Origin of the sequence: Limosilactobacillus urinaemulieris (assembly GCF_932750685.1) — a bacterium.
Lineage (GTDB): Bacteria > Bacillota > Bacilli > Lactobacillales > Lactobacillaceae > Limosilactobacillus > Limosilactobacillus urinaemulieris.
Genome location: NZ_CAKOBX010000009.1, coordinates 17171 through 42804, shown reverse-complemented (window position 1 = coordinate 42804; position 25634 = coordinate 17171). Strand labels below are relative to the sequence as shown.

Below are 25634 nucleotides of genomic sequence, written 5' to 3'. Positions count from 1 at the left end.
CTTTACCATATCATTTTTTTAGAAATTCTTGTACTAATTTTAACATTTTTAAAGATTTTATTTTTTTATCAAGGAAAAACGGCCTAAAGAAAGTTACAAAAAGATTATTTTGCTTAAATTTTATTAAAGACAGGTCAGGATTGAGACTGTTAATTTCATTTCATTGATAAAATAAAATTAGTTATAGGAGGAAGTGATCGCATGATTTGTATATACTACCACACTAACGATCCTTCAAAACGGAAGGCAGTTAAGTGGCTTACCGCTCACCAACTAACGGTTCATGAACGGAACATCGAAAAACAGCCATTAACTAAAACAGAAATTCTTGAGCTGCTAAGCAAATCGATTAACGGGACTGCCGACTTGATTTCTACCCGTTCTCGAGATACTAAAGCACTTCAGTTAACTTCTGAAACCATAACAATTAACCAGTTAGTAAAAGCAATTCAGAAGAGTCCTCACGTTTTGAAAAATCCAATTATCTGTGATGAGAGCAAGTTAGTAACTGGCTTTGATCAAGAAAAAATGGGAATTTTTATTTCACAACAAGAGCGAAAAGACGAATTGGCAGATCTATTACTGAAGCAGGATATTCAAACAAGTCATTTTGCATTTCCCATCTAAAGCAGATCGTTTTACTATGCAATTATAATTATTATCTTAATGAAAAACGCCAGACTAAGTTAAAGTAATCGTTAGTCCTGGCGTTATCTTTATTACATTCAAAAAAGCAGGAAACTATTAGGAAGAGTAGTAATTCTTAATAGTCTCCTGTTTTTCATTTAATGCTTAAATAATTCATGAATTGATTGGTGATTGTGGACCCGAATAATTGCCTCTTTTAACAATTCCGCTACGGAAAGTCGATGAAGTTTATTAAATTCCTTTTCAGTAGGTAGTTTAATTGTATCGGTTACCCACATTTCTTCAAGCGGCGAGTCCTCTAGTACTTGAGGAGCATTGCCAGACAGAACTGCATGGGTTGCAACCCCGTAAATTCTTTTGGCACCAAATTTTTGTAGTGCCTTAGCGGATAAGCTCATTCGTACACCAGTATCAACAATGTCATCAACGATAATGGCAACTTTATCCTTAACGTCCCCAATAACGTATTCTGGAACTTCTTGACTACTCCGTTCACGAACTTCATCGTTCCGGTTATCAACGATTGCAATTGGTGCTTTAATTTGTTCTGCAAAGCGGCGGGCTAAGCTAACCCCTGCATGATCAGGCGAAACGACAACAATATCGTTACCAAGATCACGTTCCTCTACATACTTAGCAAATAATGGTGTAGCTTGAAGGTGATCAACTGGAATATCAAAGAAACCTTGAACCTGAGCAGCGTGAAGATCGATTGTAATTAGTCGATCGATCTTATCCATTTCAAGTAAATTAGCGATCAACTTGGCAGTGATTGGTTCCCGACTCCGTGCTTTTCGATCCTGCCGTGCATACCCATAGTATGGCATTACAACATTAATCTTGGCTGCACTTGCCCGCCGTAAAGCATCAACCATAATCAATAATTCCATCAAATTAGTATTAACGGGATCAGATACTGACTGGATTATATAGGTTTCACAACCACGAACACTTTCGTCAATCGTTACCTTAATTTCCCCATCTGCAAAATGACTAACTGAAGCCTTACTGAGTGGGAGACCGATCTTATCAGCAACACTCTCCGCAAGAGGCTCATTAGAGTTCAAGGCAAATAGGCGAACATTTTTCGCATCTTTTATTTCAGTCATTGTTATTCTCCTCAAGATAAAATCAACAATACACAGTTATTATCGCAAGTTTTCCTATTTGGTGCAAGTTGAACTATTTTTTAAAATCAGTTGGCCGAACTCCTTCCATCCCGATCATCGGATCGATTTCTCCAGATTTAACCAATGCAGGAGTTAGAATCGTTTGTTTATCTTTAACTAACTTATCCCCCGAGGCGTCCCGATCACTAGTATGTTCTTCAATATTATCCGGTTCAAACTGCCCTTCTGTTCCCTGTTCAAGTGGCGATTCCAGTTTACCGTGATGTTTCCAAACATCAGTCAACCTCTTCACCAAACTAGTTTGTCGATTAACAGATTGACTATTAATGGCCGTAACAAAAGCATATGTCTCCCCAATCATTATTAGCTTATCAGCGGCCCGAGTAATAGCAGTGTAGAGGAGATTTCGCTGTAACATCCTACCAAATTCATGGACTAAGGGTAAAATTACCATCTTAAATTGACTGCCTTGAGATTTATGGATCGAAATACTATATGCCAAACGAATTTGTGACCACTCTAATCGTCCATAATTAACTTCATTCCCGTCAAAGTCAATCGTCATTGTGGCATTCTTTTTTCCCTTGCTACCGCCATTTTCAATTGCAGTAATTCGACCAATATCACCGTTAAAAACGTTATTCTCTGGACTATTAACCAGTTGGAGCACCTTATCACCAACCCGGAAAATCTGTCCCCGAAATTCAATCTCCTGCTTACTAGCGGCTGCCGGATTATAAACTGATTGAGAAAGATCGTTTAGTCGATCAACTCCCGCTGCGCCCCGATACATTGGTGCCAGGATTTGGAGATCATTAGCATCGTAACCGCGCTTTTGACTCATCTCAATAATTTGTTTCACAACCCCTGGTACTTGCCGTGAGTGACACGCAATAAATGAACGGTCCGCCATTTTGACCGTTAAATTACTTGGAATTTTCCCTTCACGAATATCGTGAGCAAGGGGAATAATTGTTGAGTCTGCTGCCTGACGATGAATCTTTTTTAATTCAATCCGTGGTAAGTCAGCGAACTCTAGTAAATCATGGAAAACCTGTCCAGGACCAACTGAAGGCAACTGATCCTTATCACCAACAAAGATAACGTGCATTGATGTCGGTATCGACTGAACCAGAACCTTAAACAACAATGTATCAACCATTGACATTTCGTCCACAATCAATAGTGATCCTTCAAGGTCCTTAGCGTTTAATTCTGTTGGCATTTCACGACCATTCAATCCTAGTAAGCGGTGAATCGTGCTTGCTGGCAAATCGGTTGCCTCACTCATTCGCTTAGCGGCCCGACCAGTTGGTGCAGCAAGCAAAATTGGAAATGCCTTTTCCTTATACTGATTTGGATCAAGTGCAATTTCATGAAGTTCAGCAAAAGCCTCAACGACACCCTTAATAATTGTTGTTTTCCCAGTTCCTGGTCCCCCGGTAAGGAGCATTACCTTGGAAGTTAATGCCGTCTTGATCGCTTCTGTTTGAATTTCATCATATTTGATTCCAGTTTTTACTGGAAGGTTTTCCAGAATTGTCGTAATTTGCTTCCCGTTCTTTGCCTCGTCCTGATTTTGACAAAGTCGATGTAAATTTTCGGCAATTTGCCATTCAGCCTTATACAGACTTGCCGGATAAATCCGTTTATCTTCATACTGAATGGTCCCATTTTTTTCCATTTCAACAATCTGTTGAGTAACCTTAACAGTTGGAATCGGTTGGCCATTAGTATCAGAAAGCAAGCGCATACTTCCCTGAAGCAACGGCTTAGCGCTGGTATAAGTATCGCCACTCATCATTGTTAAATCATCAATTGATTGGATAATGGACGCTGAAATTCGTCGTTGATCATCTGCAGGAATTCCCATTTTAATGGCCACCTGATCCGCCCGCTTGAAACTAATTCCGTCAATATCTTGAACAAGCTGGTATGGATTTTCACTAATAATATGAAGAGTTTCATCCCCATAACGATCAAAAATGGCACTGCTAAGATTACTGCCAAACCCAAGGTCATTTAACCCAATGATAATTTGGTCCATCCCCTGATTAGCGTTCAGGTTCTCAACAAGACTAGTTCGAACTGCTTCACGTAATTTCAAACCATCAAGAATATGCGGATCAGCAGTAATCTTATCAATTGCATGGATGCCTAATTGATCAACAATCTTTTCAGCGGTCTTTTTCCCTACTCCAGGGAACTGCTTGCCAGCGAGGAAATTAATAATTCCCTCTTTACTGGTTGGCTGGTTAGCATGATATGAACTTGCCTGGAATTGGCGACCATATTTAGGGTGATCAATTAATTTACCCTCAAAGCGATATGTTTGATCATCACGGAGATCACCGAAACTCCCCGTAACCGTTATTTCACTTTCATTCCAATCAAAATTAGCATCTTCCACCGAAACTAACAAAACCTTATAAAAAGAATCAGGACTGTCAAAAATGTCTGATTGTACTTGACCAATAAAAAAGGATGGCTCTTCTGGCGCCTCAAATAGGTTAATTTCTTCTGCCATGAAAGTCATCCTTCCTTAAACTTATTATTTATCATTTTGCGGCTTTTGCGTTGCTTGTAATGTCTTTTCAATTTCAGCAATCCGCTTTTCACTCTTTGTGTAGTAATCTAAGTCAAGCTGTCGTGCTTGATTCAAGTAATCCTTGTATGGTTCTCCAAGGACCATTGCTACTAATCCACGGTTAAATTGTGTATCTGCTCGACCAGGGTGGTGCTTTAAAATTGCATCATAGTACGATGCAGCCTGCTTAAATTCACCCAAGGCAAGAAGAGCATCCCCCAGCGCCTGATCAATTTCTGGATCTTCCGGCCGTAATTCATGGGCTGTTAAGCCATAAGCAACGGCCTGCTTATACTGCTTTTTCTTACTGTAGCTTTGGGCGAGCATCAGGTAGGAATCAGCCTTTAATTTCTTATCGTCAATCTTGTTGTAAAGCTTAATCGCTTGATCAACCTTACCAACTTCATAGTATAAGTTTCCAAGACCATAATTTAATAGGTTTTGAGCTTCCTGATCACCCTTAGCCTCAAAAATCCCTAAAGCCTTCATAAATAGTTCTTCAGCTTGGGCATAATCCTGAAGGCGAGTTAACAACGATCCCAAGTCATAATAGTTATTAGCTTTATCAGGATATTCATCAATCGCGGTAATCAGCTTATGTACTAAACGTTCTGTTTGTTTCTTTTGTTCTTCACGGTTAGTCTGTTGTTCAGTCATTTAAATCCACTCTCCTCAGATTGTATCAGTCGGATCAACATTAGCCTTATGCAAGTACGAAGTATCATTCCACTTTTCCAATTCAAAATGTTCAGCATCATCTGTAGTCAGGATAGTAGTGGAAGTATTACTAAGGCCACCACGATCCTTCAGGTGTGCCAGAGGCGTTCCCACAAGAGCATTGATACTAGCATTAAGTGCTGCCCCATGAGAAACAATTAAGATTGACCCATGCGGATCATTTCGGCAAAACTCTTTAATGGCTGCCCCCATACGGTTAATCACCTGCGCAAAGCTTTCACTTTCTACGATAGAACTATCATACTTGTCCGGATGATGGCGGAAATTTTTTAACACATCAGGCCACTTTTTAGCAACCGCATCGAAATGCATTCCCTCCATTTTTCCCAAATTAAATTCTTTTAACCGACTATCAATTGTTAGAGGAACCGGACGATTGAGGTACTGTAATAGTGTCATTGCCGTTACCCGAGCGCGTTTTAACGGGCTGGCATAGACATGATTAATTGGAACATCTTTTAATGATTCCGCAAGCAATTCAATTTCCTTATAGCTTTGATCAAGTAACGGTGAATCGCCGTTAGCTCCTTGGTATCGTGATTCAAGATTCCATTGTGTTTTTCCGTGACGGATTAAGTAAACTTTAGTCATATTATTCGACCTTTTTTCTCTATTTTAACAAAAATTAATCGCCGTGTTCCAAACTTTTCTAAATATGTATAGGGAAGCATACCACCTATATACTAATAACGGTATCTTCCCTACTTTGCATTATTTTTATGTTTTAAACGTATTGGCAAAGGTGATCATGGTTATATGCCCGGTCAATAATCGCACTTCCTAGGCATTCTTCACCATCATAGAAGACGACTGCCTGCCCCGGTGTAATTGCTCGTGCCGGATCATCAAAGGTTACGGTAACCATTTGCTCGTCTTCAGAGATATGAACCGTTACACCGACATCCTTTTGCCGGTAACGGAATTTAGCGGTACAGTGAAAATCATGACCATACCGACTTACCACATCATCAACCCAGTGAATATCACTAGCTTCTAGGTGAGTTGCGTAAAGATGCTCATTTTCATATCCTTGACCAACATAAAGGACATTTTTCTTAATGTCTTTACCAATGACAAACCAAGGAGCATTACTCTTCTTATTACCGCCAAGGCCAAGGCCCCGACGCTGACCAATCGTATAGTACATTAGTCCCATATGTTGGCCGACTACCTTGCCATCAACTGTTTCCATATTTCCTGGTTGCGCTGGGATGTATTGACTCAAAAATTCACGGAAGTGGCCGTCTTCACCAATAAAGCAGATCCCAACAGAATCCTTCTTCTTGGCTGTAGCAAGCCCAGCTTCTTCAGCAATTTGGCGAATCTCTGGCTTGGTATAGTTTGCTAACGGGAACAGGACCTTATCTAATTGCTGGTAATCCAACTGGCTTAAAAAGTAAGTTTGGTCCTTATTCTGGTCCTTTGCCCGCATCAAATGCATCCGTCCATCAGCATCACGCTTTAAATCAGCATAGTGCCCCGTAGCAACGTAATCTGCACCAAGCTGGTTAGCATAATCAATAAATGCCTTAAACTTAATTTCTTTATTACAGATAACATCCGGGTTAGGTGTCCGTCCCTTCTTATATTCAGCAATAAAGTACTTGAAGACGCGATCCCAATACTCCTTTTCAAAGTTAACTGAGTAATAAGGAATACCAATTTTAGTTGCTACCTTAGCAACATCTTTGTAGTCTTCTGTTGCGGTACAAACCCCATTTTCGTCGGTATCATCCCAATTCTTCATAAAGACACCAACAACGTCATATCCCTGACGCTTTAATAGGAGGGCGGTAACTGATGAATCAACCCCGCCGCTCATTCCAACAACCACCCGTGTATGGCTCTTGTCAGACATTATTTAATCACCATCATTTCAAATAGATTCTGGAACAATCTACGATAGAAGGTCGCATGTTACCAGTGTGAACTATTGTATCAAAAGTTGCCAACCACTGCATTAATTTACCCTTTTGTTACTAAAAAAACATTCCGCTTAAGCATTTCTTTTAAAATAAAATGATACTGCTCAACAAACTCCTTAGCACGAGGGTGAGTAAAGATATTAATCTTCCGCATTCCATTTCCGGTAACTGTTTCCATTTTAAACCCAGTCAGATCAGCAGAAATCAGGATCCGGAGCTTAGCAACTGGCTTAAATGGATTGTCAGTATCAACACTTCCAACATACTCAAAATTTCCTCGTTTAGTTTCTTCAAACCCTAAATCAATCAGAGTGTAACGTTTAACTTCTGGACTAAGTGAATATTTATCTGAATCTCCTTGAAGTTGAACTGTTTTTGCAAACTGCATTAGCCTTCAACTCCTTTAATCTTTTTTAGCTTATTAACAATTTCAATAATTGCATCAACCAGGCCATTAACCTCTTCTTCCGTATTTAACGCCCCAAAACTAATCCGAATTGATTCACTAATTCGTGGACTATCCTCACCAAACATCGCAGTTAGTACATGGGAAGGCTCAATACTTCCGGCAGTACATGCAGAACCACCCGAAACGGCATAACCAGCAAGATCGAGGTCGGTTTGCATTACATAGGTTGAAATCCCCTTAAACCATAAATTAAGAACATGGTTAAGGGCATTGGGGTCGAGCTGTCCATTGACCTCAAAATCAACTCCAGCATCCGTTAAACGTTTAACGATTAACTGCTTAAAGTGATAGTAACGTTCTTGACGGTTTTGCTTTTCTTCAGGCGTATCAATGGAAACTGCCTTAGCAAATGCCGCAATAGCTGGAACATTCTCGGTCCCGGCACGGCGCTTTGTCTCCTGATCACCACCGCGAACAAAACTAGGAAAACTAATCCCGTCGCGACGGTATAGAAAGCCAACCATCTTTGGACCATTCAGTTTATGGGCCGAGGTTGACATGAGGTCAATATGATCAGCCTCAACATCAATTGGTAAAAGGCCATAAGCTTGAACGGCATCCGTATGGAACCATGCTTGGTGATCTTTTAAAATTTCACCAATTTCATGAATTGGCATTCGACTACCGACTTCATTATTTCCCATCATGATTGACACAAGAATCGTATCGTCCCGTAAGGCTGCCTTAAAATCCGCTAATGAAATGTTGCCATTCTCATCAACTGGCAGGTAGGTAACATCAAACCCCAATGATTCTAAATAATGTAATGGCTTCAAAATTGCTTCATGTTCAATTGCGGTGGTAATGATATGCTTACCAAGATTCTGTCGCGTTAATGCCGTCTGAATTATTGCGGTATTATCGCTTTCGGTTCCCCCACTAGTAAAGACAATTTCTTCATCTTTAGCGTTAATACTTTGAGCAATTACATGACGACTATTTTCAAGGACTAATTTGGAGTGACGACCGTAAGAATATCCCGTTGAAGCATTTCCCCAGGTATTCTCCGTTTGCTTTATCAGCTCATCAATCACCGGCTTTGTCATTGGTGTTGTTGCTGCATTATCGAAATATACTTCACTCACTCTTCATGTGCCTCCCTATTTATTCAAATCCGCAAAGAGTTGTAATAGCATCTTAGCGGAACGCTTACCAGCATCGATAATAAATTGGTCAAAACTAACTCCGGCATCTTCGTCCCCAGTATCAGACATTGCCCGAACGACAACGTACGGGACATTATGATCGGTCGCAACCTGACCCACAGCTGCCCCTTCCATTTCACTTGATAGTGCATCAGGGAAGTAATGAAGGATCTCTTGGATCGCATCCTTACTAGCAATAAATTGATCCCCAGAAACGATTAGCCCGCGTTTAACGTTTAAGCCGGTCTGTTCACCAGCCTTTTCAATAGCTTGTCCCCACTTTGCAGATGCCTTAAAGCGGGGTTCTTTCCCTGGTAATTGACCATAAGCATAGTCAAATGCCCGGGCATCAACGTCATGATAGGCTGTCTCACTTGAAATGACAACATCGCCAACATGGAGTCCATGGCCAATTCCACCTGCAGATCCAGAATTAATCACTACATCAACCTCAAAATCTGTAATTAAGTGTTCTGTTGTGATTCCAGCTTCAACCTTACCAATGCCGGATTCAACTAAAATAACATTCTGGTTATCAATTTGTCCAGAATAGTATTTTTTACCGCCGATTTCCTTTACCTGTTCATTCTCTAGTGCCGCTGTCAATTCCTTAATTTCTTCTGGCATTGCGCAAATAATTCCAAACTTCATTCTCTTCATCCTTACTTTACAAAAAATAAAATTAAATAAACGATTATAATAGCGACTACTAAGCTAATAATGGCAATATTTAACCGTTTTCGTAGCCGTTGCATCTTCTGCTCACTGGTTAGCTGTTCCTGCTCAATTTTCTGATCAGTACGAGAAAGCTGTTGCTCCTCTTTACTATCATTAGAAATGGTCGTCTGTTGCTGACGATACTGTTGGCGCGTCAGTCGTTCATTATTGTTTTGCGGATCCTTATCCATGATTATTCATCCCTCGCCAATAATAAATTGCCATAATCGTCTTGGCGTCTTCGATTTGTCCTTCATCAATCATCTTTAATGCCTCATCAAGGGTAACCTTCTCTAATACCAATTGCTCATCACGATCTTGAGGCAGTTCATTTTCAACCGGGGTTAAATCTGTCGCTAAGTACAGTGTCATAAATTCATCCATCACCCCGATCGATGTATAGAATGATGAAATTTTCTTGATTGTTCCTGCTTTTAGACGGGTTTCCTCATTCAATTCGCGCTTAGCAGCATGGAGGGCATCACGACTATCACGTGAATCAACCTTTCCTGCAGGGATTTCCAGGGTCGTATTATGAATTGGCGAGCGCCATTGCTTTTCCAAAATCATTTTATGATCTGCAGTTAAGGCCAGGATTGCCACTGCTGGAGCATGATGAACAATTTCACGTTGTGCTTTTAAACCTTTTGGAGTTTCAACCTCTTCAACAGCAACCTTAATTAATTTACCGTCGAAAACATCCTTCTCACTTAATGTTTTTTCTTCAAAGTTCATTTTAATAGCCTCGCTTACTGAGTCGTTGAACATGTGCCGCTTGTGGTCCGCGCTTTCCTTGAACGATAACTAACGCAACCCGTTCTCCAGGAGTTAAAATTCTTAAGCCGTGACCTTCAATTCCCGTATAATGAACGAAAACTTCGCCTTCATGGGGAACAGTGATGAATCCCCAGCCCTTTTCACGATCAAAGCTTTTGACTGTGCCTTGTAACATTAATTTCACCTACAATAAAAAATACCAAGCAACATAAACGTCACTTGGTATTTTACAACGCTAACTAGGTGTTTGTCATTGATGGGCAACTATTTTTCTAAGCCTTCATCAACTGTTTCTGGGAAACTTTCCCGAACTACCTTAGCACAACGAGCACAGAGAGTTGGGTAAGCTGGATCTGATCCAACATCTTCCTTAACCATCCGGCACCGTTGACAGGTTTCTCCTGGGGCAACACTGACCTTGACCGCAACGCCATCATTGTATTGATCAGCATCAGCAGCTGCTTCATCAAGAGAATGAAGGTTAAGCTTTGAAACTCCCAATAATAATTGAACATCCGCATCAAGGCTCTCTAATAGTTCCTTATTGTGTTCATTTACGTAAAGGTCAACTTGCGCTTCTAATGACTTACCAATCATCTTAGCGTTCCGCGCCTCTTCAAGACTCTTCAAGACGTGTGAACGAACTCCCATAAATTCAGACCACTTATCTAAAAGTCCTTCTTCACCATCAAAGTGGCGTACTTCTGGAATTTCAGTCAATTGTACGAATTCTTCCGGTTCGTTCATGTAACTCCAAACTTCTTCAGTTGTGTGAGGCAAGATTGGCGTAAGCAACTTAACCATTGTTAACAAGATGTCATAGAAGACGGTTTGCATTGAACGCCGAGTTTGTGAATTTTCAGGTTCAATGTAGAGAACATCCTTGGCTACATTCATGTAGAAGGCAGACAAATCATTGTTAACAAAGTTAATTAATAACCGATAAGCATCAAGGAAGTCGTAGTTATCAAAATCAGCGCGCATCTTTTCAAGGAAATGATTAAGCTTAACGAGCATGTACTGATCTACGGAATTCAAATACTCGTAGGAAACGGTATTTTCGTTTGCATCGAAATCACTAGTATTAGCAAGCAAGAACCGGAAAGTATTCCGTAACTTACGGTATGCTTCTGAGATCTGTTGGAAGGTTCCCATTGAAACCCGCACATCAGCAGAGGTATCAGCACTCATTACCCAGAGACGAATAATTTCGGCCCCCATTTGTTGGACAACCTTATTCGGATCAATAACGTTTCCTTGGGACTTGCTCATCTTGTTACCACGCTTATCAAGGGTAAATCCTTGGGAAACAATCTCCTTATATGGAGCATGACCAGAACAAACAACACTAGTAATCAAGCTGGAATTGAACCATCCACGATACTGATCAGATCCTTCAAGGTAAAGGTCAGCTGGATAAGTCAAGTAATCCCGCTCAGCTAGAACCCCCTGATGGGAAGAACCGGAGTCAAACCAAACGTCCATAATATCGGTTTCCTTAGTAAACTTACCATGAGGTGAATGTTCGTTAGTGTATCCTTCTGGGAGAAGATCCTTTGCGTCACGTTCAAACCAAACATTAGAACCATATTTTCTAAAGAGATCTGCAACATGATTGATCGTTTCTTCTTCCATGATTGGTGTACCATCTTCAGCGTAGAAGATTGGCAGTGGCACACCCCAAACACGTTGCCGTGAAATTACCCAGTCGCCACGATCCTTAATCATATTACGAAGACGAACTTTCCCCCATTCTGGGTGGTACTTAACATCTTCTAAGGCATCTAAGATATTTTGACGCATCTTTTCAATGGATACGAACCACTGATCCGTTGCCCGGAAAATAATTGGCTTCTTTGTCCGCCAGTCGAATGGATAACTGTGCTTTAATGGTTCTTCAAGAAGAAGAGCATTATTATCTTCAAGTTTTTGTAGTGAAATATCATCAGCCTTTTGGTAGAAGACTCCATCAAAGTCGTCGCCATTTTCCTTTGTCAGGACACCCTGATCATTAATTGGGGCGAAAATTGGCAAGTCATATTTTTTACCAAAGTTGTAGTCATCATCACCATATCCTGGAGCGGTGTGAACAAGTCCAGTACCAGCATCAGCAGTAACGTAATCAGCAACACCAACCAAGAGTTCACGATCAAGGTATGGGTGCTGAGTGGTTAATCCTTCCAGATCCTTACCAGCAACATGCTTAACTACTTGATAATCTTCCCAACCAAGTTTCTCTGCTAAGCCTTCCAAAAGTTCTGTTGCGACAACAAATTGCCGTTCATCATTGGCGGGCTTAACGACTGAGTAGTCAAACTTAGCATTTACTGCTACCGCTTCAGATGCTGGAACAGTCCATGGAGTAGTAGTCCAGACAACTAGGTAGGTATTACTATCAAGGACATCCTTACCATCTTTGACTTGTTCAACAAAGAAGGCTGTTTTAGCAGTAACATCGTGGTATTCAACTTCAGCTTCTGCTAATGCTGATTCGGATGACCATGACCAGTAAACTGGCTTCTTGGCTTGGTATAAGAGCCCCTTCTTAGCAAATTCACCAAAAACATGAATCTGTGCAGCTTCAAATTCCTTATTCAAGGTTAGGTATGGATGATCCCAATCACCGCTTACCCCTAACCGTTTGAAATCCTTTCGTTGCTTATCAACTTGTTCCAAAGCATACTTCCGACAAAGGTCACGGAATTCTGTTAGGCTCATCTTCTTCCGGTCATAACCGGCCTTCGTCAATTGGTGTTCAATCGGCAATCCGTGAGTATCCCAACCAGGAACGTATGGTGACCGGAAACCGCTCATTGACTTGTAACGAACGATAAAGTCCTTGGAAATCTTATTCATGGCGTGACCAATGTGAATGTTCCCATTGGCGTATGGAGGGCCATCGTGAAGAACAAACGTTGGCTTCCCCTCATTTAATTTTTGGCGTAATTCATATACTTTATTTTCTTCCCAAACACTTTCACGTTGCGCTTCAGTGACTGGTAATTTCCCCCGCATTGGGAACTTGGTTTTCCCCAAGTTTAATGTGTCTTTAACTCGCATATGCAATTCTCCTTTCTCAATTAACAATTAATAACTAAAAAAGCTTCATCCCATCACTGGGACGAAGCTTTCCGTGGTACCACCCGTTTTCAGAATATTTAGTTAATCAAATATTCCCTCAACCATTGTTTAACGGTAATGAACCGACCTGACTTAAATATTCAACCAGGTACTCGGGACCGATCAAGTAAAACAATACTACATATTAGCCTCACACCATTCGCTAACTCGCTGAATCATTCTTGTTCTACTAATGTCCTTCAACGTTTTCGTTACTAATTATTACAATTTAATTTAAACAACTAGTTATTATCCGGGAAAACAACAACAGTGTCACCCTCATCTTCACTATTGCTTGATTCGGTAGATGGGGACGCTACAGAATCATTGGTTGTCGTTGATTGTGCCTCACTCTCATCACTTTGCGCTACTGCTGAAGTATCGGCAAATGCTGAAGCAAAGTCAGTAGGTGAGTTAAAGGAAATTGTTTCTGCAGAACTAGCAGGAGCGCTTTCACTTTCTTCTGATTTAACAACAACCTCTGAATCTGGCGTAACGGCCGAATCCGATACAACGTTACTTTCAATTGCAACACTGCCAGAAGTCGTCTCATCCGCAACAGTAGCAGTTGTACTTTCAGATTCAAAATCACTAGTTGTAATTGAGGTTGATTCTACACTTTCACCCGAATTATTGTCAAGACGAGTTCCTAAAATATTTTGAATTTCTCCATATTTATCAATATCATCGTTTGCTAATAACTTATCCCACTCATCGCTCTTAACTACTTCCAATTGGGATTCAAGCATTACTTGCAACCGTTGACGGAAGATCCGCGTTTGTTTCTTTAAGTCACTAGTTTCTGAAGTTAACTTCCGAGTCCCTTCTGCAGTATTTTCAACAATTTGATTAGCCTTTTCGTTAGCTGTTGAAACAATGTCAGTTGCTTGTTTTTGGGCTTCACGCACCATAATATCAGCTTCCCGCTTGGCATTGTTCTTAACTTTATCAGCGGCTTCTTGAGCAACCAGAATTGACTTATTCAGTGAATCCTTTAACTCACTAAAGTATTTCAGCTTACTTTCATCGGCCTTTACCTTTTCTTGTAGCGCCCGATTCTGATCGGTTAATTCCTGAACTGTTTGTCCGACTTCTTTAATAAAGTCATTCACTTCAGTCGGATTATAGCCACGCATCTTAGTATTAAATTGGATTTGATTAATTTCATCTACAGTTAAACTCATCGGTTTTTCCTCCATGTGATCTTAAAATTAAGCGCGAATGATTGATAAAGTAATCCGCTGCTTATTCTTTCTAGTAATGCTCCCAACCTGATCCATTCTTAAACGGCCAGCATGTCTAACAGACAACATATCATGTTCCCGAACTAAATAATCCGGACGTTGCATTTCTTCCCAGTTAATTTGAACAAGGCCATGTTCTAATAACTGCTTTGCCCGATTACGAGAATAGTTAAAGCCAGCTGCAATTATCGCATCAATTCTTAGTGACGAAACAGTCGTTGATAGCTGTTCCCAATCATCTTCAGGAAGAATTAACTCCTCAAGTGGAATCGGCTTCCATTTCACCTTAATCTTACCAACGTGATCAATTCGATCATGAATAAACCGAGCCATCTGATTAGTAACCATCACTTGCCACCGTTTTCCATCAGTAACAATATCGCCAAATGATGCTCGTTCTAACCCTTCACCTAATAATGTTCCCATTATTTGACGATGATGGAGCTCAGCAAATTTTTGTGGATAGTCAACTTCTAAGCCCGTAACAGCAAAGTCAGCTACCTGTGGCTGATAATATGACGGAAAAAAGAGTAACCGCTGCATTTCAGCATTTTGCCAACCACCAAACGATCTCAGTTTAACGTTATCATCACTATTAACAAGCGTTTGTGCGATATATTGCTGACGAGGATTAAGAAACGGCGTTAACACCGGACGATATTGATCATTAGCCTGGACTATCCAGTCACTAATTTGATCGATAATTGGCCCCTCATCGGCACGGAAATGTTGTTTTATGTTTAATTCATCCATTATTTATTAAATCATCATGGTAATTGCTTTTAGCCCATACTGAACAAGGTAAAGAACAAAGATCGCTACAATCGGTGAAAAACTAATTCCTCCTAATGGCGGAATGAAGTCAAACCACCGCATATACGGTTCTACCAACCGATTGACAATCTCTCCCAAACGACTTCCTCTTGCATTTGGAAACCATGATAACAAGCACCAAATGACAATCACCAGGATATAAATATCAATTAGTTGGTAAATTACCCAGGCTAAAAAATTAATAATTGCCATTACAAGCTCCTTTTTCGCTAAATTTTATCCGGATCATTTTTGAGCGTATCCGATAAATTACCAGAAACTTCAAAGTTCTTCGGTGTACAAAGGAATATCTCTTTCCCGATCCGCTTAATATCACCATTAATTGCAAAAACAGTTCCGTTCAAGAAGTCAACAATCCGACTAGCAACTTTGGCGTCCATTTGAGAAAAGTTAACAATTACTGCTCGATCGTTTAATAACTGATCAGCAATTTGTTTAACATCCGCGTACAGTCGTGGCTCATACAACGCAATTTTACTTGAACGCTGGCGAACACTATTCATTGAAACAACCTTATTATCCCCTTGCGGAACAGGAGTCTGTTCATCATAGTATTCTTCTTGGTTATCAGAGTCACCATCACTAAAAAGACTCTTGAAAAGATTATTAGCCATCTCAATTCCTCCTAACCTTTCTAAAATCACGAAATGGGAGATGCCCTAAAATAGTGCCTCTCCCCATCTTTTACCTATTCATTATTGACGACGATTCTTAAAGAATGGTGGTGTTGACAAGTTATCATCGTCATCGTCAGTTGCGGCAGAATCATCATTAAAGACATTAAATTCTGGCTTCTTTACGTGTGAAAATTCATTATCCGTTTGTTCATTTGAATCATTGATTCCCGCAGTTGGATCATTCCAGCCATCAAAAGGATCATCTGATGCACTTTCCTGACTAGGCTTGTTATCATCACTCTTAGGTTCTTCACTTACTGGAGCGACGTGTTGAGCTGAGTGAGCCTTCTTACTCTTCTTTGCATCAATTCCTGTAGCGATTACAGTTACCCGTACTTCATCGCCAAGGGATTCATTCAGTGACATCCCGAATGAAATATCAACATTTGTGCCAGCAGCCTGCTTAATTACATCAGATGCTTCTTGAGCTTCAAACATTGAAAGATCCTTACCCCCAGTGATATCCATTAGGACATGTTGCGCACCAGAAATTGACACTTCAAGAAGTGGTGAGGAGATCGCCTTCTTGGTAGCTTCAGTAGCACGGTTTTCTCCCGTTGCGCTACCAACACCCATTAAGGCAGAACCTTGATTAGACATTAATGTCTTAATATCAGCAAAGTCTAAGTTGATGTATCCAGGAGTAACAATTAAGTCAGAGATCCCTTGAACACCCTGACGAAGGACATTATCTGCTTCCTTGAAGGCTTCCATCATTGGCGTCTTCTTATCAATCATTTCAAGCAAGCGGTTATTAGCAACAATAATCAAGGTATCCACGTTAGCCTTTAATTTTGCTAATCCCTCAGTGGCAAACTTATCCCGTCGCGGTCCTTCAAAAGAGAATGGTCGGGTAACAACACCAACGGTTAATGCACCGCTATCTTTGGCAATTTTAGCAACTACTGGAGCAGCACCAGTTCCGGTACCACCACCCATTCCGGCAGTGATAAACACCATATCTGAACCTTCAAGTGCCTTTTGAATTTGTTCTTCACTTTCCTCAGCAGCTTTATCCCCTACTTCAGGATTAGAACCAGCACCAAGTCCCTTAGTTAACTTTGGTCCTAATTGGATCTTTGTCTGTGCTTGTGAAGCGTTTAGTGCTTGCAGATCGGTATTAGCAACGATAAAGTCAACACCCTGAACCTTTTCAGTAATCATTCGGTTGACAGCGTTACCACCACCGCCACCGACACCAATAACCTTAATCTTAGCTCCAGCAAATTGATTTTCCATTGAATTCTCGTTATCCATTCGACACCCTCCGTTAGTTTATTAATCAAATAAGTTGTTAAAGAGGCTCTTGAACTTGTTACTAAACGAGCCATCTTTCTTTTTCGTATTTTGTTCTCGATCAGCCCGCTTTTGAATTGGTCTGCTATTACTATTAACAGCACTCTCACTTTGGGGTTGATGATGATCATTACTATTTTCTGCCGTTGTCTTGCCAAAATCAGCTTCTTGAACGACTTGCTTAATTAATTGATCAATCCCAGACAGCCGATCTTCATAAAGGCCAAGTGCGTAACTAATAGCAAAGCGTGGGTGACGAATTCCCATCTGTTCAGGGACAAAGACTTTTACGTTACCCGAAAAGTATTGCTTAGCTAGTGATCTAATACCTGGTAGGGCAGCAACACCACCAATTAAAATCACTCCACCTGGTAACTCAGGGGCGTTAATTCGTTCCAATTGACGTGCAACCCGGTTAAAGATTTGCCGAATCCGAGCTTCAATAACCTCTGAAAGGTAGCGTTCACTATATTGAACCGGCTTATCTTGACCAACAACGTCAACATCAATCTGCACATCATCATCTGCTTGGGTACTATCCGCAAAGCCATGATCACGCTTTAATTGCTCAGCATTTTTTAGTGAAGTGTTTAAAACGGTTGAAATATCCTTAGTGATATACTGTCCACCTTCTGGATCAACGTAACTGTACTTTAATTGGTGATCATGGATAATACTCGTTGTTGTTTGACCACCACCAAGGTCAATTACGATTGTCCCAAAGTCTTGCTCACCATCATTAAGCAGGTTAAATCCTGTTGCAATTGGTGCAACAACAAAATCACGAACGGTGTAACCAGCCTTTTGGATCGCTTTTTTGGCATTATGGATAATCGTTTTTGGTCCAGTATAGAGAGTTCCCTTCATTTCGAGACGAACTCCAACCATTCCACGGGGATCTTTAATCCCATCAAAGCCATCAACTGTGAACTCTGTTGGCACTAGATCAATTACCGTTCTTTCAGGCGGGATACTTTGTGTTAACGCTTCTCGTGCTAAATTCAAGACATCTTGATCAACAATTTCACGTGATTGACCATTATTGGCAATAGTAATCATCCCGTGAACCCGTTGCATCTGTAAATAATTTGCTGGCAAGCCAACAATAACTTGATTAATGTCTATATTGGACTTCTCCTCAGCCTGAGCAATCGCATTTGAAATTGCACGAGCAGTCTTATCAATATCAACTATTACACCACGACTCATACCTGCCGCTGGCTCAACACCGACACCAATGACCTTAATTTGCCCCTTAACATTTTCACATACTAATGCTTTTATCGAGGTGGTTCCAATATCTAACCCAACATAAACCTCAGAATTATCCATTGAGAGGAACCTCCTAAATTTTTTACACTAAAATAATATTTTAATTTATTAGTCTAATTTAGATTTTACCATAGTTAATCACTTGTAAAAAAAGATCTTCGCAAGTTTTTTTAATAAATTCATTTATCTTTTGAACCATAGTCATAAGAATATGCTCCAACTCGCAAATCGACAACCCCTTGTCCCTTCATTTTAGTGAGGATTGATGGATAATATTTTAGCTTATCCCCAACATTCGTTAAATTGGCTTTAACCGTATTGCCATCCTTCATATACAAAATAATTTGGTGGGGAGACTCCTTAGTCGGTTGGTACTCTATTGAAGAAATCCCGTGATAGATAACCGGCTTTAATTTTCCAAGTTGTTGTCCCAGAATTTTCAACTGCTCACGATCTTTTTCAAATCCTTTAAAGTCAATATTAGTATTTTGTGCTGTTGTTAATTGGAGTTGACCATTCGTTAAAACAGCATATTTCTGCTTACCGATTCGACCTTCACCTAGCAAGTGATTTTCCGTAATTGCTACATGAACACTCTGGGGGCCACGAAGATTAATCCTTAACGACCTAATTTGCGGGTCCCTTATTTTAGCTTCACGCTCTAAATGGCGCTGTGCTAGAAATGCTGTCCAAATCAATCTGCCTCGCCAAATGGTAGTTGCTTTTTCGACCCGTTCATTCGACAATTCATTATTTCCACTTATCGTAATATCAGTAATTTTACTTAAAGGAGAAATAATATAAATCATTATCAGCAAAATGATCCCGAAAATCCATGCCAAGACACTAATTCTTTTTTTACTAGAGTTCCGACGCTGCTTCTTGATTCCAACAACCTTATTGCTTATTGGTTGATGTTCTCTTGCTTGCGCAGAATTATTCTGCTCCTCTAAACGTGCTAGTCGTTGTGAGTAACGACGGTGCTCCGGAATAAAATTGTCTCTCGTCATTTTACTCACCACTAATGTTCATTCATCGCCTTATGAAGTACCTCAATTAACTCATCAGCAGCTTGTGGGTGACCAATCTTACGGGAAGCATCAGCCATTTTGGCACGAAGATCTTTATTTTCCATAATTTTATCTGCTTGAAGCAATAATGCCCTACTATCTAACTTATCCTCAGTAATCATTACCGCTGCGTTCTTTCGTACTAGTGATTGGGCATTCTTCACCTGGTGATTAGCAGTTACATATGGGCTAGGAATCAAGATTGTTGGAACTCCCAATGCAGTTACCTCCGCAATTGTTGTTGCTCCAGCACGAGAAACTAAGGCAGCTACTTTAGGCATCTTAGCAGGCATATCCTTAATATACGGAACTACCTTAACATTCTTGCCAATCTTTACTCCCTGAAGTTGCTTTTTAACATTATCATAGCGTTTTTGACCAGTCGCAAAGATTACTTGGTATGGACGCTTGCTAAGTTCTGGAATTGCCTCAACTACTGTTGTATTAATCTTTGGCGCACCCTGGCTACCACCGAAGACCATTAATGTTGGAACATCGTCCTTCAATCCATATTCTTGCCAGGAAAAAGTACTTGCAGTCTGAGAAGCAACCTGCTGAGCACGTGGGTTACCGGTCATCGTTACTTTTTCTTCGGGGAATTGGTTCCTAGCGGCTTCAAAAGCAATTGCAATCTGATCAACATACCGACTTAAGAACTTATTTGTTACTCCCACAACACTATTTTGTTCATGAATAACGGTTGGAATATGTTGCTTAGCTGCAGCATATAGTACAGCACCACTAACGTAACCCCCCGTTCCCAAAACAACATCGGGTTTAAAGTCACGAATAATTTTCTTTGCGTGGTGAACAGAGCGTAAAAACAGATAAACCGTTTTAAAATTTTCAAGCGAAAGCGACCGCTTGAACCCTTGCATGTGCATAGTTTCAAGTTTGATTCCTGCATCAGGAACAATTTTATTTTCGAGACCGCGAGTGGTTCCCACGTAAAGAACCTCGGTATCCGATTCGACCTGCTTTAAGCGTTCAATTAGGGCTAGTGCTGGATAGATATGTCCACCAGTACCACCTCCAGAAACAAGTAACCGCATTATTTTCCCTCCTCTGTCTTAATTAGGCTATCAACCGCTTCAATAAACTTATCACCACGAACTTCAAAGCTTGGGAACTGATCCCAACTGGCATTAGCGGGTGAAAGAAGAATGACGTCTCCTAGATCACTAACCTTCCAGGCGGCTGGAACAGCAGTAATGGCATTTTCACTTTCAATAATGGTTGAAATACCAGCTTGTTCAGCGGCGGCTTTCATCTTATCCTTACACTGACCAAATACAATTATTGCTTTAACGTGCTTTTTGAAATACGGTACCAGTCGTTCAAAGGTATATCCACGATCAAGGCCACCAGCAAGCAAGATTACTGGTTGTTCAAATCCTTGAAGAGCGACCTCGGTTGCTTCGATGTCAGTTGATTTAGAATCATTGTAGAACCGTCGTCCTTGATAATCAGTTACGTACTGAAGCCGATGACGAACCCCGCTAAAGCTTGTCAGGACATCAACAATATCCTGATTAATTACACCACTCAACTTAGCAGCAGCAATTGCGGCTAAGGCATTCTCAATATTCTGTGGACCGATGAGGCGAATGTCTTTAGCATCCATAATGTATTCACCACGCCAATAGATCTTCCCATCTTCTTCATAAGAGCCATCATGACTCTTATTCTGACGTGAGAAAGGAACAATTGTTGCTTGTGAACGACGAGCAATTTGTTGCCACTCATCACGATCCCAGTTCATTATGAGGTAATCAGCACTTGTTTGATTTCGCGTAATATTTAATTTAGCGTTAATATAATTTTCTCGAGTTTTATGGTAATCAAGGTGATTAGAAAAAATATTAGTAATAATTGCAATATGAGGACGAATTGTTGGTGTCCCTAACAATTGAAAGCTGGAAAGTTCTGTTACCAACGTATCTTCCGGACCTAATTCAGCCGCAACTTTGCTGAAAGAGACACCAATGTTACCAGCATATTCTACCCGGTGAGCATTACTCTTAGCAATCATTAACTGCGTCAAAGTTGTTGTTGTCGTTTTCCCATTACTTCCCGTAACACTAACAAGATGGCCTTCAAAGACTTCCCATCCCAGTTCTGCCTCAGTAATAATCGGGGTCTTTTTCTCAACGAATTTAGCAACTAATGGATTATCATAGGGAATTCCCGGGTTCTTTACAATAACATCAAAATCTTCTTCCGCAAGACTAAGTGGGTTAGAACCAGTAATTACCTTAATCCCTTCATTTTTTAAGTTTTCAACTACTGCCGGATCCTTAGGAGTTGCTTGATCGTTAGCAACCACGTTTGCACCCAGTTTCTTTAACAAGTGAGCAGCGTTAAGACCGCTAATTCCGAACCCCATTACAAGAACTTTTTTATTATTATATGTTGTTACTTTTTTCATTTTTCTAGCCACCTGGTTAAAGTTAAATATTAAAGATTAAAATACTTGCCACTGCAATAATTGAAGCAATTAAGCCAACACCCCAAAAGACGATGTCGATTTTCCACTCACTCCAGCCACAAAGTTCAAAATGGTGGTGGATTGGCGTCATTTTAAAGATCCGCTTCCCGGTAAGTTTAAATGAGGCAACCTGCATAATTACACTAGCAGTTTCGCAAACATAAACGATCCCAATTACCAACAGTGACCATTCGTGATGAAGTAATAATGAAACAGCAGCTAAAGAAGCACCAATCGCTAGCGATCCCATGTCACCCATAAAAATTTTAGCAGGCTTATGGTTGTACGGGAAGAAGCCACAAAGCGTCCCGATCATTGCTAAACAGAAAAGAGCAATTTCGGCATAGCCTGGTTGGTTGATGTTAACCAACGCAATAATTAAGTAGGCAAGGAATGAAATAATGGATAAGCCACTGACTAAGCCATCTAACCCGTCAGTTAAGTTAACAGCATTTGAGAAACCAACAATCCAAAAGATGATGAAGAGCCCGTACCACCAGCCAACTTGACTAGTTCCAAAGCCCATTTGGAATCCTTCATGCTGATAAATTACCGTAAAGACCATTGCAGCAATTACTTGACATAAGGCTTTTTGCCATGCCTTAAATCCTTCATTTTGGTGGTGGAAGATCTTAATGCTATCATCCCACATTCCGATCAAGCCATAAACAACAAGAATGAAGAGGAGTGCCCACATGGTATTAGTCAGCATTCCTAAGAAACCACCAACAACTAAAATGGTAATTACGGCAGAAATAATAAATAAGAGTCCTCCCATTGTAGGGGTTCCGGCCTTCTTAGCATGCCACTTTGGCCCTTCTTTTCGAATTTGCTGCCCTTCTTTTTTTGCTCGAAAATAGCGAATTAACGAAGGCATTAATAGAAAAGTAATTAAAAACGAACAAACTAAGGTTACAACAATACTAATAAAATTCATATTTTCCTCCTAGATTAATGCCGAGAAGAATACTCGACAGTCAGTGTTGATGACTTCTTCACACTATCATTAGCTTTGATACTCTGCTTTGTAACGTAACCAGAGCCCTTTTCCTTTAACTTAATCCCCATCATTTGAGTAAGCTTTTGAACATCATCGGAACTCCAATTACTAATGTCAGGCATCTTATATTCTCCCCCGGTGTCTAAAATAATTCGTTGATTAATTAGGGAAGATTGACCGCTAACAATTGATTGATGCTTGACACATTGCCCTGACCCAATAACAACCGGGACAAGGTGCTTTTTATTAAGCCGATCACTTGCGGCCTGTGGTGATTGGTTAATCAGATCTGGAACCTTAACAATTCCGGAATTCTTTTGTTTAGTACTCTTTTGCCGACTAAGAATAAACTTCATTGTTGGGTTAAAGACTTCCGCAATCATCTTAGTTGCCGGTTTACTTAAATTATGCGGTTTTCGTAACGTGACATACATTACATAGCGCGGATTATTGGCAGGTGCAATTCCAACGAACGAGTATAGGTAACTACTATCACTATTACCATATCCTCCAGCACCACCAATTTGCGCGGTTGCCGTTTTCCCCGCAATTTTATAACCATCAATTTGATAATCATGACCAAGGCCTTTTTGGTCATAAATAACTCCCTCCATCATCTTAACGACTTTTTTAGAAGTTGAAGCCTTGATTGGTTGGCCAACCTTCTTCGGAGTTACCTTTTGAATTGTTTTTCCCTGATTATTAGTTACCTTATCAATAATGTACGGCTTCATCATCTTACCATTATTAGCAATTGCACTAAAGCCCTGCATCATTTGCATTACATTTACAGTAATCCCTTGACCAAATGCAGTGTTGGCTTGTTGAAGGATCCCCTTAAAAGCGCTATAACCGCTAACTTCATTATTCATCCCTTCAACATTTACCTTATTAAACATTCCAAAGCGGGTTAAATACTTCTTCCAAGTCTTGGCCCCCATATTTTGTTCGACATGAGCGAAACCAACGTTACTTGATAAGTCAAAAGCATCCTTATACGAAATTACTCCCCACCCAGATGTTTGCCAATCAGTAACCTTCCCCCCACCAATCTGCCAGGTTCCAGAATTAAAGGTTGCGTTCGGGTCAAAGTGCCCAGAATCAATTGCTGCACTTAGGGCAAATGTCTTCATTGTTGATCCCGGTTCGTACACATCCTGAACTAGCATATTCCGCCAAACAGGATCTTTTTTTGAACGAAGTGTTGGTCGCTGAGATGCAGCAATGATTTTACCGGTCTTGGCATCCATAACTACCGCAGTCATTGACTCTGCTTTTGATTCCTTAAATACCCGAGTCATTTTGTTTTCCATAATATGCTGAACCTTAGCATCAAGGGTTGTATAAATATTATCCCCATTGACCGCCTTTTTTACTACCCGGTTACTATTAGCTAAGCTATAGCCGTAGACATCCTTTTTATCTTGGCGAAGGCCATTCTTTCCGGTTAACTTTTTATTAAAATAGCTTTCAAGACCGACCTGACCAACTAATGTCATTTGTCCTGTTTGCTTATTGGTTATTTTAGGTGTGGCCATCCCAATTATCTGCGATGCAAATTCTCCCTCTGGATATGACCGCGCCGGTGTTGCAATAAAACCGATCCCGGGAAGCTTTTCTGCTTTAATCTGCTGCATCTTAGCAACTGATAAGTTAGCACCAGCGCTTCCAAATTCAACCTGATAAGACTGCCCCTTTTTAGAGAGCGTCTTAAGGATTTCTGATTCAGGCATTTTAATGTACTTAGCGAGGATCCTTGCTGTCCGTTTTTTATTTTTCACGTATAGCGGTTTGCCATCCGCTGAACGCTGACTCTTATCTAAGACAGCATAAAGGGTGTACCTACTGGTATCTGTTGCTAAAACCGAACCATGCTGATCATATATATTCCCCCGCTTCGCAAGAATGGTTCTTCTCTGGGTATAGATTTGTTCAGCTTGAGAACGCAGATTAACGTGTTGAACATCCTTTGTAATTGCAATATAAGCAAAACGAACGATAAATAACGTAAACATTGCAACCACTATTATGAAGAGCCACTTACCAAAAGTTTCTCTGTTGCCATTATTTCCGTTATTTTTCGTTCGTTGAGTCATCTTATTCATTATTTATTAACGTTCCTTACGTTTGAATTATGATCCACTAATCCATACTTCTTAGCAGCTGATCGCAGTTGAGACTGACTCGTCATTTCAGCAATTGCTTGCCGATGACTAGCATTATCATTTTTTGCTTGATATACCTTTGTTTGTAAGTCTTGTAATTGATGCTGACGAGTATTGATTGTGTTTTTAGTTGATAGAAGTGAAATTGTTAAACATAAGGTTACAATACTACAAACAGCGACTAACCCGCGTTCAAAGTTTGACCAGGTAACCGTCTTAACAGCAGGGCCCAATTGCTGGCGAGCTTGAACACCAGGATCAGTTGTCCTCGGCTGATCACGCGAAATCCTTTTTGCAGTATTTGAAACCATCTCAATCACTTTCCTTTTTAC

At 40.4% G+C, this 25634-nt stretch carries 24 protein-coding genes, 1 pseudogene and 1 other annotated feature; of the genes and pseudogenes, 1 reads left to right on the top strand and 24 read right to left on the bottom strand.

Annotated features, from left to right (window positions below; translation table 11 throughout):
* The first annotated feature begins 201 nt into the window (after window positions 1–201).
* On the top strand, window positions 202–627 hold the full coding sequence (locus tag MR181_RS07180; RefSeq protein WP_191911570.1) for a Spx/MgsR family RNA polymerase-binding regulatory protein: 426 nt from the start codon (window positions 202–204) through the stop codon (window positions 625–627).
* Window positions 628–785: 158 nt separating this feature from the next.
* Here MR181_RS07180 and MR181_RS07175 read toward each other — a convergent pair whose 3' ends face one another.
* The 24 genes and pseudogenes from MR181_RS07175 to ftsL2 all read right to left on the bottom strand — a co-directional run bounded on the left by MR181_RS07175 (window position 786) and on the right by ftsL2 (window position 25613).
* Window positions 786–1757: a ribose-phosphate diphosphokinase gene (locus MR181_RS07175; RefSeq protein WP_191911571.1), complete on the bottom strand. Its 972-nt coding sequence runs from the start codon at window positions 1755–1757 to the stop codon at window positions 786–788.
* Window positions 1758–1830: 73 nt separating this feature from the next.
* The gene (gene recD2, locus MR181_RS07170; protein ID WP_242336517.1) at window positions 1831–4305 is read right to left on the bottom strand and encodes an SF1B family DNA helicase RecD2; all 2475 of its coding nucleotides are present in this window, start codon (window positions 4303–4305) and stop codon (window positions 1831–1833) included.
* Window positions 4306–4329: 24 nt separating this feature from the next.
* Window positions 4330–5022 (bottom strand): tetratricopeptide repeat protein, encoded by a 693-nt coding sequence (locus MR181_RS07165; protein WP_242336514.1) that lies wholly within the window; start codon window positions 5020–5022, stop codon window positions 4330–4332.
* 15 nt (window positions 5023–5037) lie between these two features.
* A complete protein-coding gene (locus tag MR181_RS07160; protein WP_191911574.1) occupies window positions 5038–5694 on the bottom strand; it encodes a histidine phosphatase family protein in 657 nt (218 codons plus the stop codon).
* A gap of 133 nt (window positions 5695–5827) precedes the next feature.
* Complete coding sequence (gene mnmA / locus MR181_RS07155) at window positions 5828–6961, bottom strand: tRNA 2-thiouridine(34) synthase MnmA (protein WP_102169041.1); 1134 nt, start codon at window positions 6959–6961, stop codon at window positions 5828–5830.
* A 107-nt stretch (window positions 6962–7068) separates the two neighbouring features.
* Window positions 7069–7416 carry a DUF1831 domain-containing protein gene (locus MR181_RS07150; protein ID WP_191911575.1) on the bottom strand — a complete coding sequence of 116 codons (348 nt, stop codon included), beginning with the start codon at window positions 7414–7416 and terminating at the stop codon, window positions 7069–7071.
* A complete protein-coding gene (locus tag MR181_RS07145; RefSeq protein WP_242336511.1) occupies window positions 7416–8582 on the bottom strand; it encodes a cysteine desulfurase family protein in 1167 nt (388 codons plus the stop codon). Before MR181_RS07145 ends, MR181_RS07150 begins: the two co-directional genes overlap by 1 nt.
* Before the next feature lie 15 nt (window positions 8583–8597).
* Window positions 8598–9293, bottom strand: coding sequence for a 5'-methylthioadenosine/adenosylhomocysteine nucleosidase (locus tag MR181_RS07140; protein ID WP_191911577.1), 696 nt, complete (start codon window positions 9291–9293; stop codon window positions 8598–8600).
* Window positions 9294–9304: 11 nt separating this feature from the next.
* On the bottom strand, window positions 9305–9550 hold the full coding sequence (locus MR181_RS07135) for a hypothetical protein (RefSeq protein WP_191911578.1): 246 nt from the start codon (window positions 9548–9550) through the stop codon (window positions 9305–9307).
* A complete protein-coding gene (locus MR181_RS07130; protein ID WP_191911579.1) occupies window positions 9543–10094 on the bottom strand; it encodes an NUDIX hydrolase in 552 nt (183 codons plus the stop codon). Before MR181_RS07130 ends, MR181_RS07135 begins: the two co-directional genes overlap by 8 nt.
* A 1-nt stretch (window position 10095) precedes the next feature.
* Window positions 10096–10311, bottom strand: a complete 216-nt coding sequence (locus MR181_RS07125; protein ID WP_242336508.1) for a cold-shock protein — start codon at window positions 10309–10311, stop codon at window positions 10096–10098.
* Between the two features lie 89 nt (window positions 10312–10400).
* The gene (ileS, locus tag MR181_RS07120) at window positions 10401–13196 is read right to left on the bottom strand and encodes an isoleucine--tRNA ligase (protein WP_242336504.1); all 2796 of its coding nucleotides are present in this window, start codon (window positions 13194–13196) and stop codon (window positions 10401–10403) included.
* Between the two features lie 54 nt (window positions 13197–13250).
* Window positions 13251–13469 (bottom strand) — a binding site (T-box leader).
* 382 nt (window positions 13470–13851) lie between these two features.
* Window positions 13852–14440 (bottom strand): annotated as a pseudogene (locus MR181_RS07115) (DivIVA domain-containing protein); the annotation flags it as partial.
* A gap of 27 nt (window positions 14441–14467) precedes the next feature.
* Window positions 14468–15253, bottom strand: a complete 786-nt coding sequence (locus MR181_RS07110) for a YlmH family RNA-binding protein (protein ID WP_191911583.1) — start codon at window positions 15251–15253, stop codon at window positions 14468–14470.
* A 6-nt stretch (window positions 15254–15259) separates the two neighbouring features.
* Window positions 15260–15520 carry a YggT family protein gene (locus MR181_RS07105; RefSeq protein WP_178695423.1) on the bottom strand — a complete coding sequence of 87 codons (261 nt, stop codon included), beginning with the start codon at window positions 15518–15520 and terminating at the stop codon, window positions 15260–15262.
* Between the two features lie 23 nt (window positions 15521–15543).
* Entirely contained in the window at window positions 15544–15948 is a 405-nt protein-coding gene (locus tag MR181_RS07100; RefSeq protein ID WP_191911584.1) for a cell division protein SepF, read from the bottom strand.
* Between the two features lie 81 nt (window positions 15949–16029).
* Window positions 16030–17268 (bottom strand): cell division protein FtsZ, encoded by a 1239-nt coding sequence (gene ftsZ, locus MR181_RS07095; protein ID WP_191911585.1) that lies wholly within the window; start codon window positions 17266–17268, stop codon window positions 16030–16032.
* Between the two features lie 21 nt (window positions 17269–17289).
* On the bottom strand, window positions 17290–18639 hold the full coding sequence (gene ftsA, locus MR181_RS07090) for a cell division protein FtsA (RefSeq protein WP_191911586.1): 1350 nt from the start codon (window positions 18637–18639) through the stop codon (window positions 17290–17292).
* Between the two features lie 119 nt (window positions 18640–18758).
* Window positions 18759–19589, bottom strand: coding sequence for a cell division protein FtsQ/DivIB (locus tag MR181_RS07085; RefSeq protein ID WP_242336501.1), 831 nt, complete (start codon window positions 19587–19589; stop codon window positions 18759–18761).
* Between the two features lie 11 nt (window positions 19590–19600).
* Window positions 19601–20701 (bottom strand): undecaprenyldiphospho-muramoylpentapeptide beta-N-acetylglucosaminyltransferase, encoded by a 1101-nt coding sequence (gene murG / locus MR181_RS07080; protein WP_242336498.1) that lies wholly within the window; start codon window positions 20699–20701, stop codon window positions 19601–19603.
* On the bottom strand, window positions 20701–22077 hold the full coding sequence (gene murD, locus MR181_RS07075) for a UDP-N-acetylmuramoyl-L-alanine--D-glutamate ligase (protein ID WP_242336495.1): 1377 nt from the start codon (window positions 22075–22077) through the stop codon (window positions 20701–20703). Before murD ends, murG begins: the two co-directional genes overlap by 1 nt.
* 22 nt (window positions 22078–22099) lie before the next feature.
* Window positions 22100–23074, bottom strand: a complete 975-nt coding sequence (gene mraY / locus MR181_RS07070; RefSeq protein ID WP_242336492.1) for a phospho-N-acetylmuramoyl-pentapeptide-transferase — start codon at window positions 23072–23074, stop codon at window positions 22100–22102.
* Window positions 23075–23088: 14 nt separating this feature from the next.
* The gene (locus tag MR181_RS07065; protein WP_242336489.1) at window positions 23089–25242 is read right to left on the bottom strand and encodes a penicillin-binding protein; all 2154 of its coding nucleotides are present in this window, start codon (window positions 25240–25242) and stop codon (window positions 23089–23091) included.
* Window positions 25242–25613, bottom strand: a complete 372-nt coding sequence (gene ftsL2 / locus MR181_RS07060) for a cell division protein FtsL (RefSeq protein WP_242336486.1) — start codon at window positions 25611–25613, stop codon at window positions 25242–25244. The genes MR181_RS07065 and ftsL2 overlap by 1 nt, the downstream gene beginning before the upstream one ends.
* Window positions 25614–25634 lie beyond the last annotated feature (21 nt).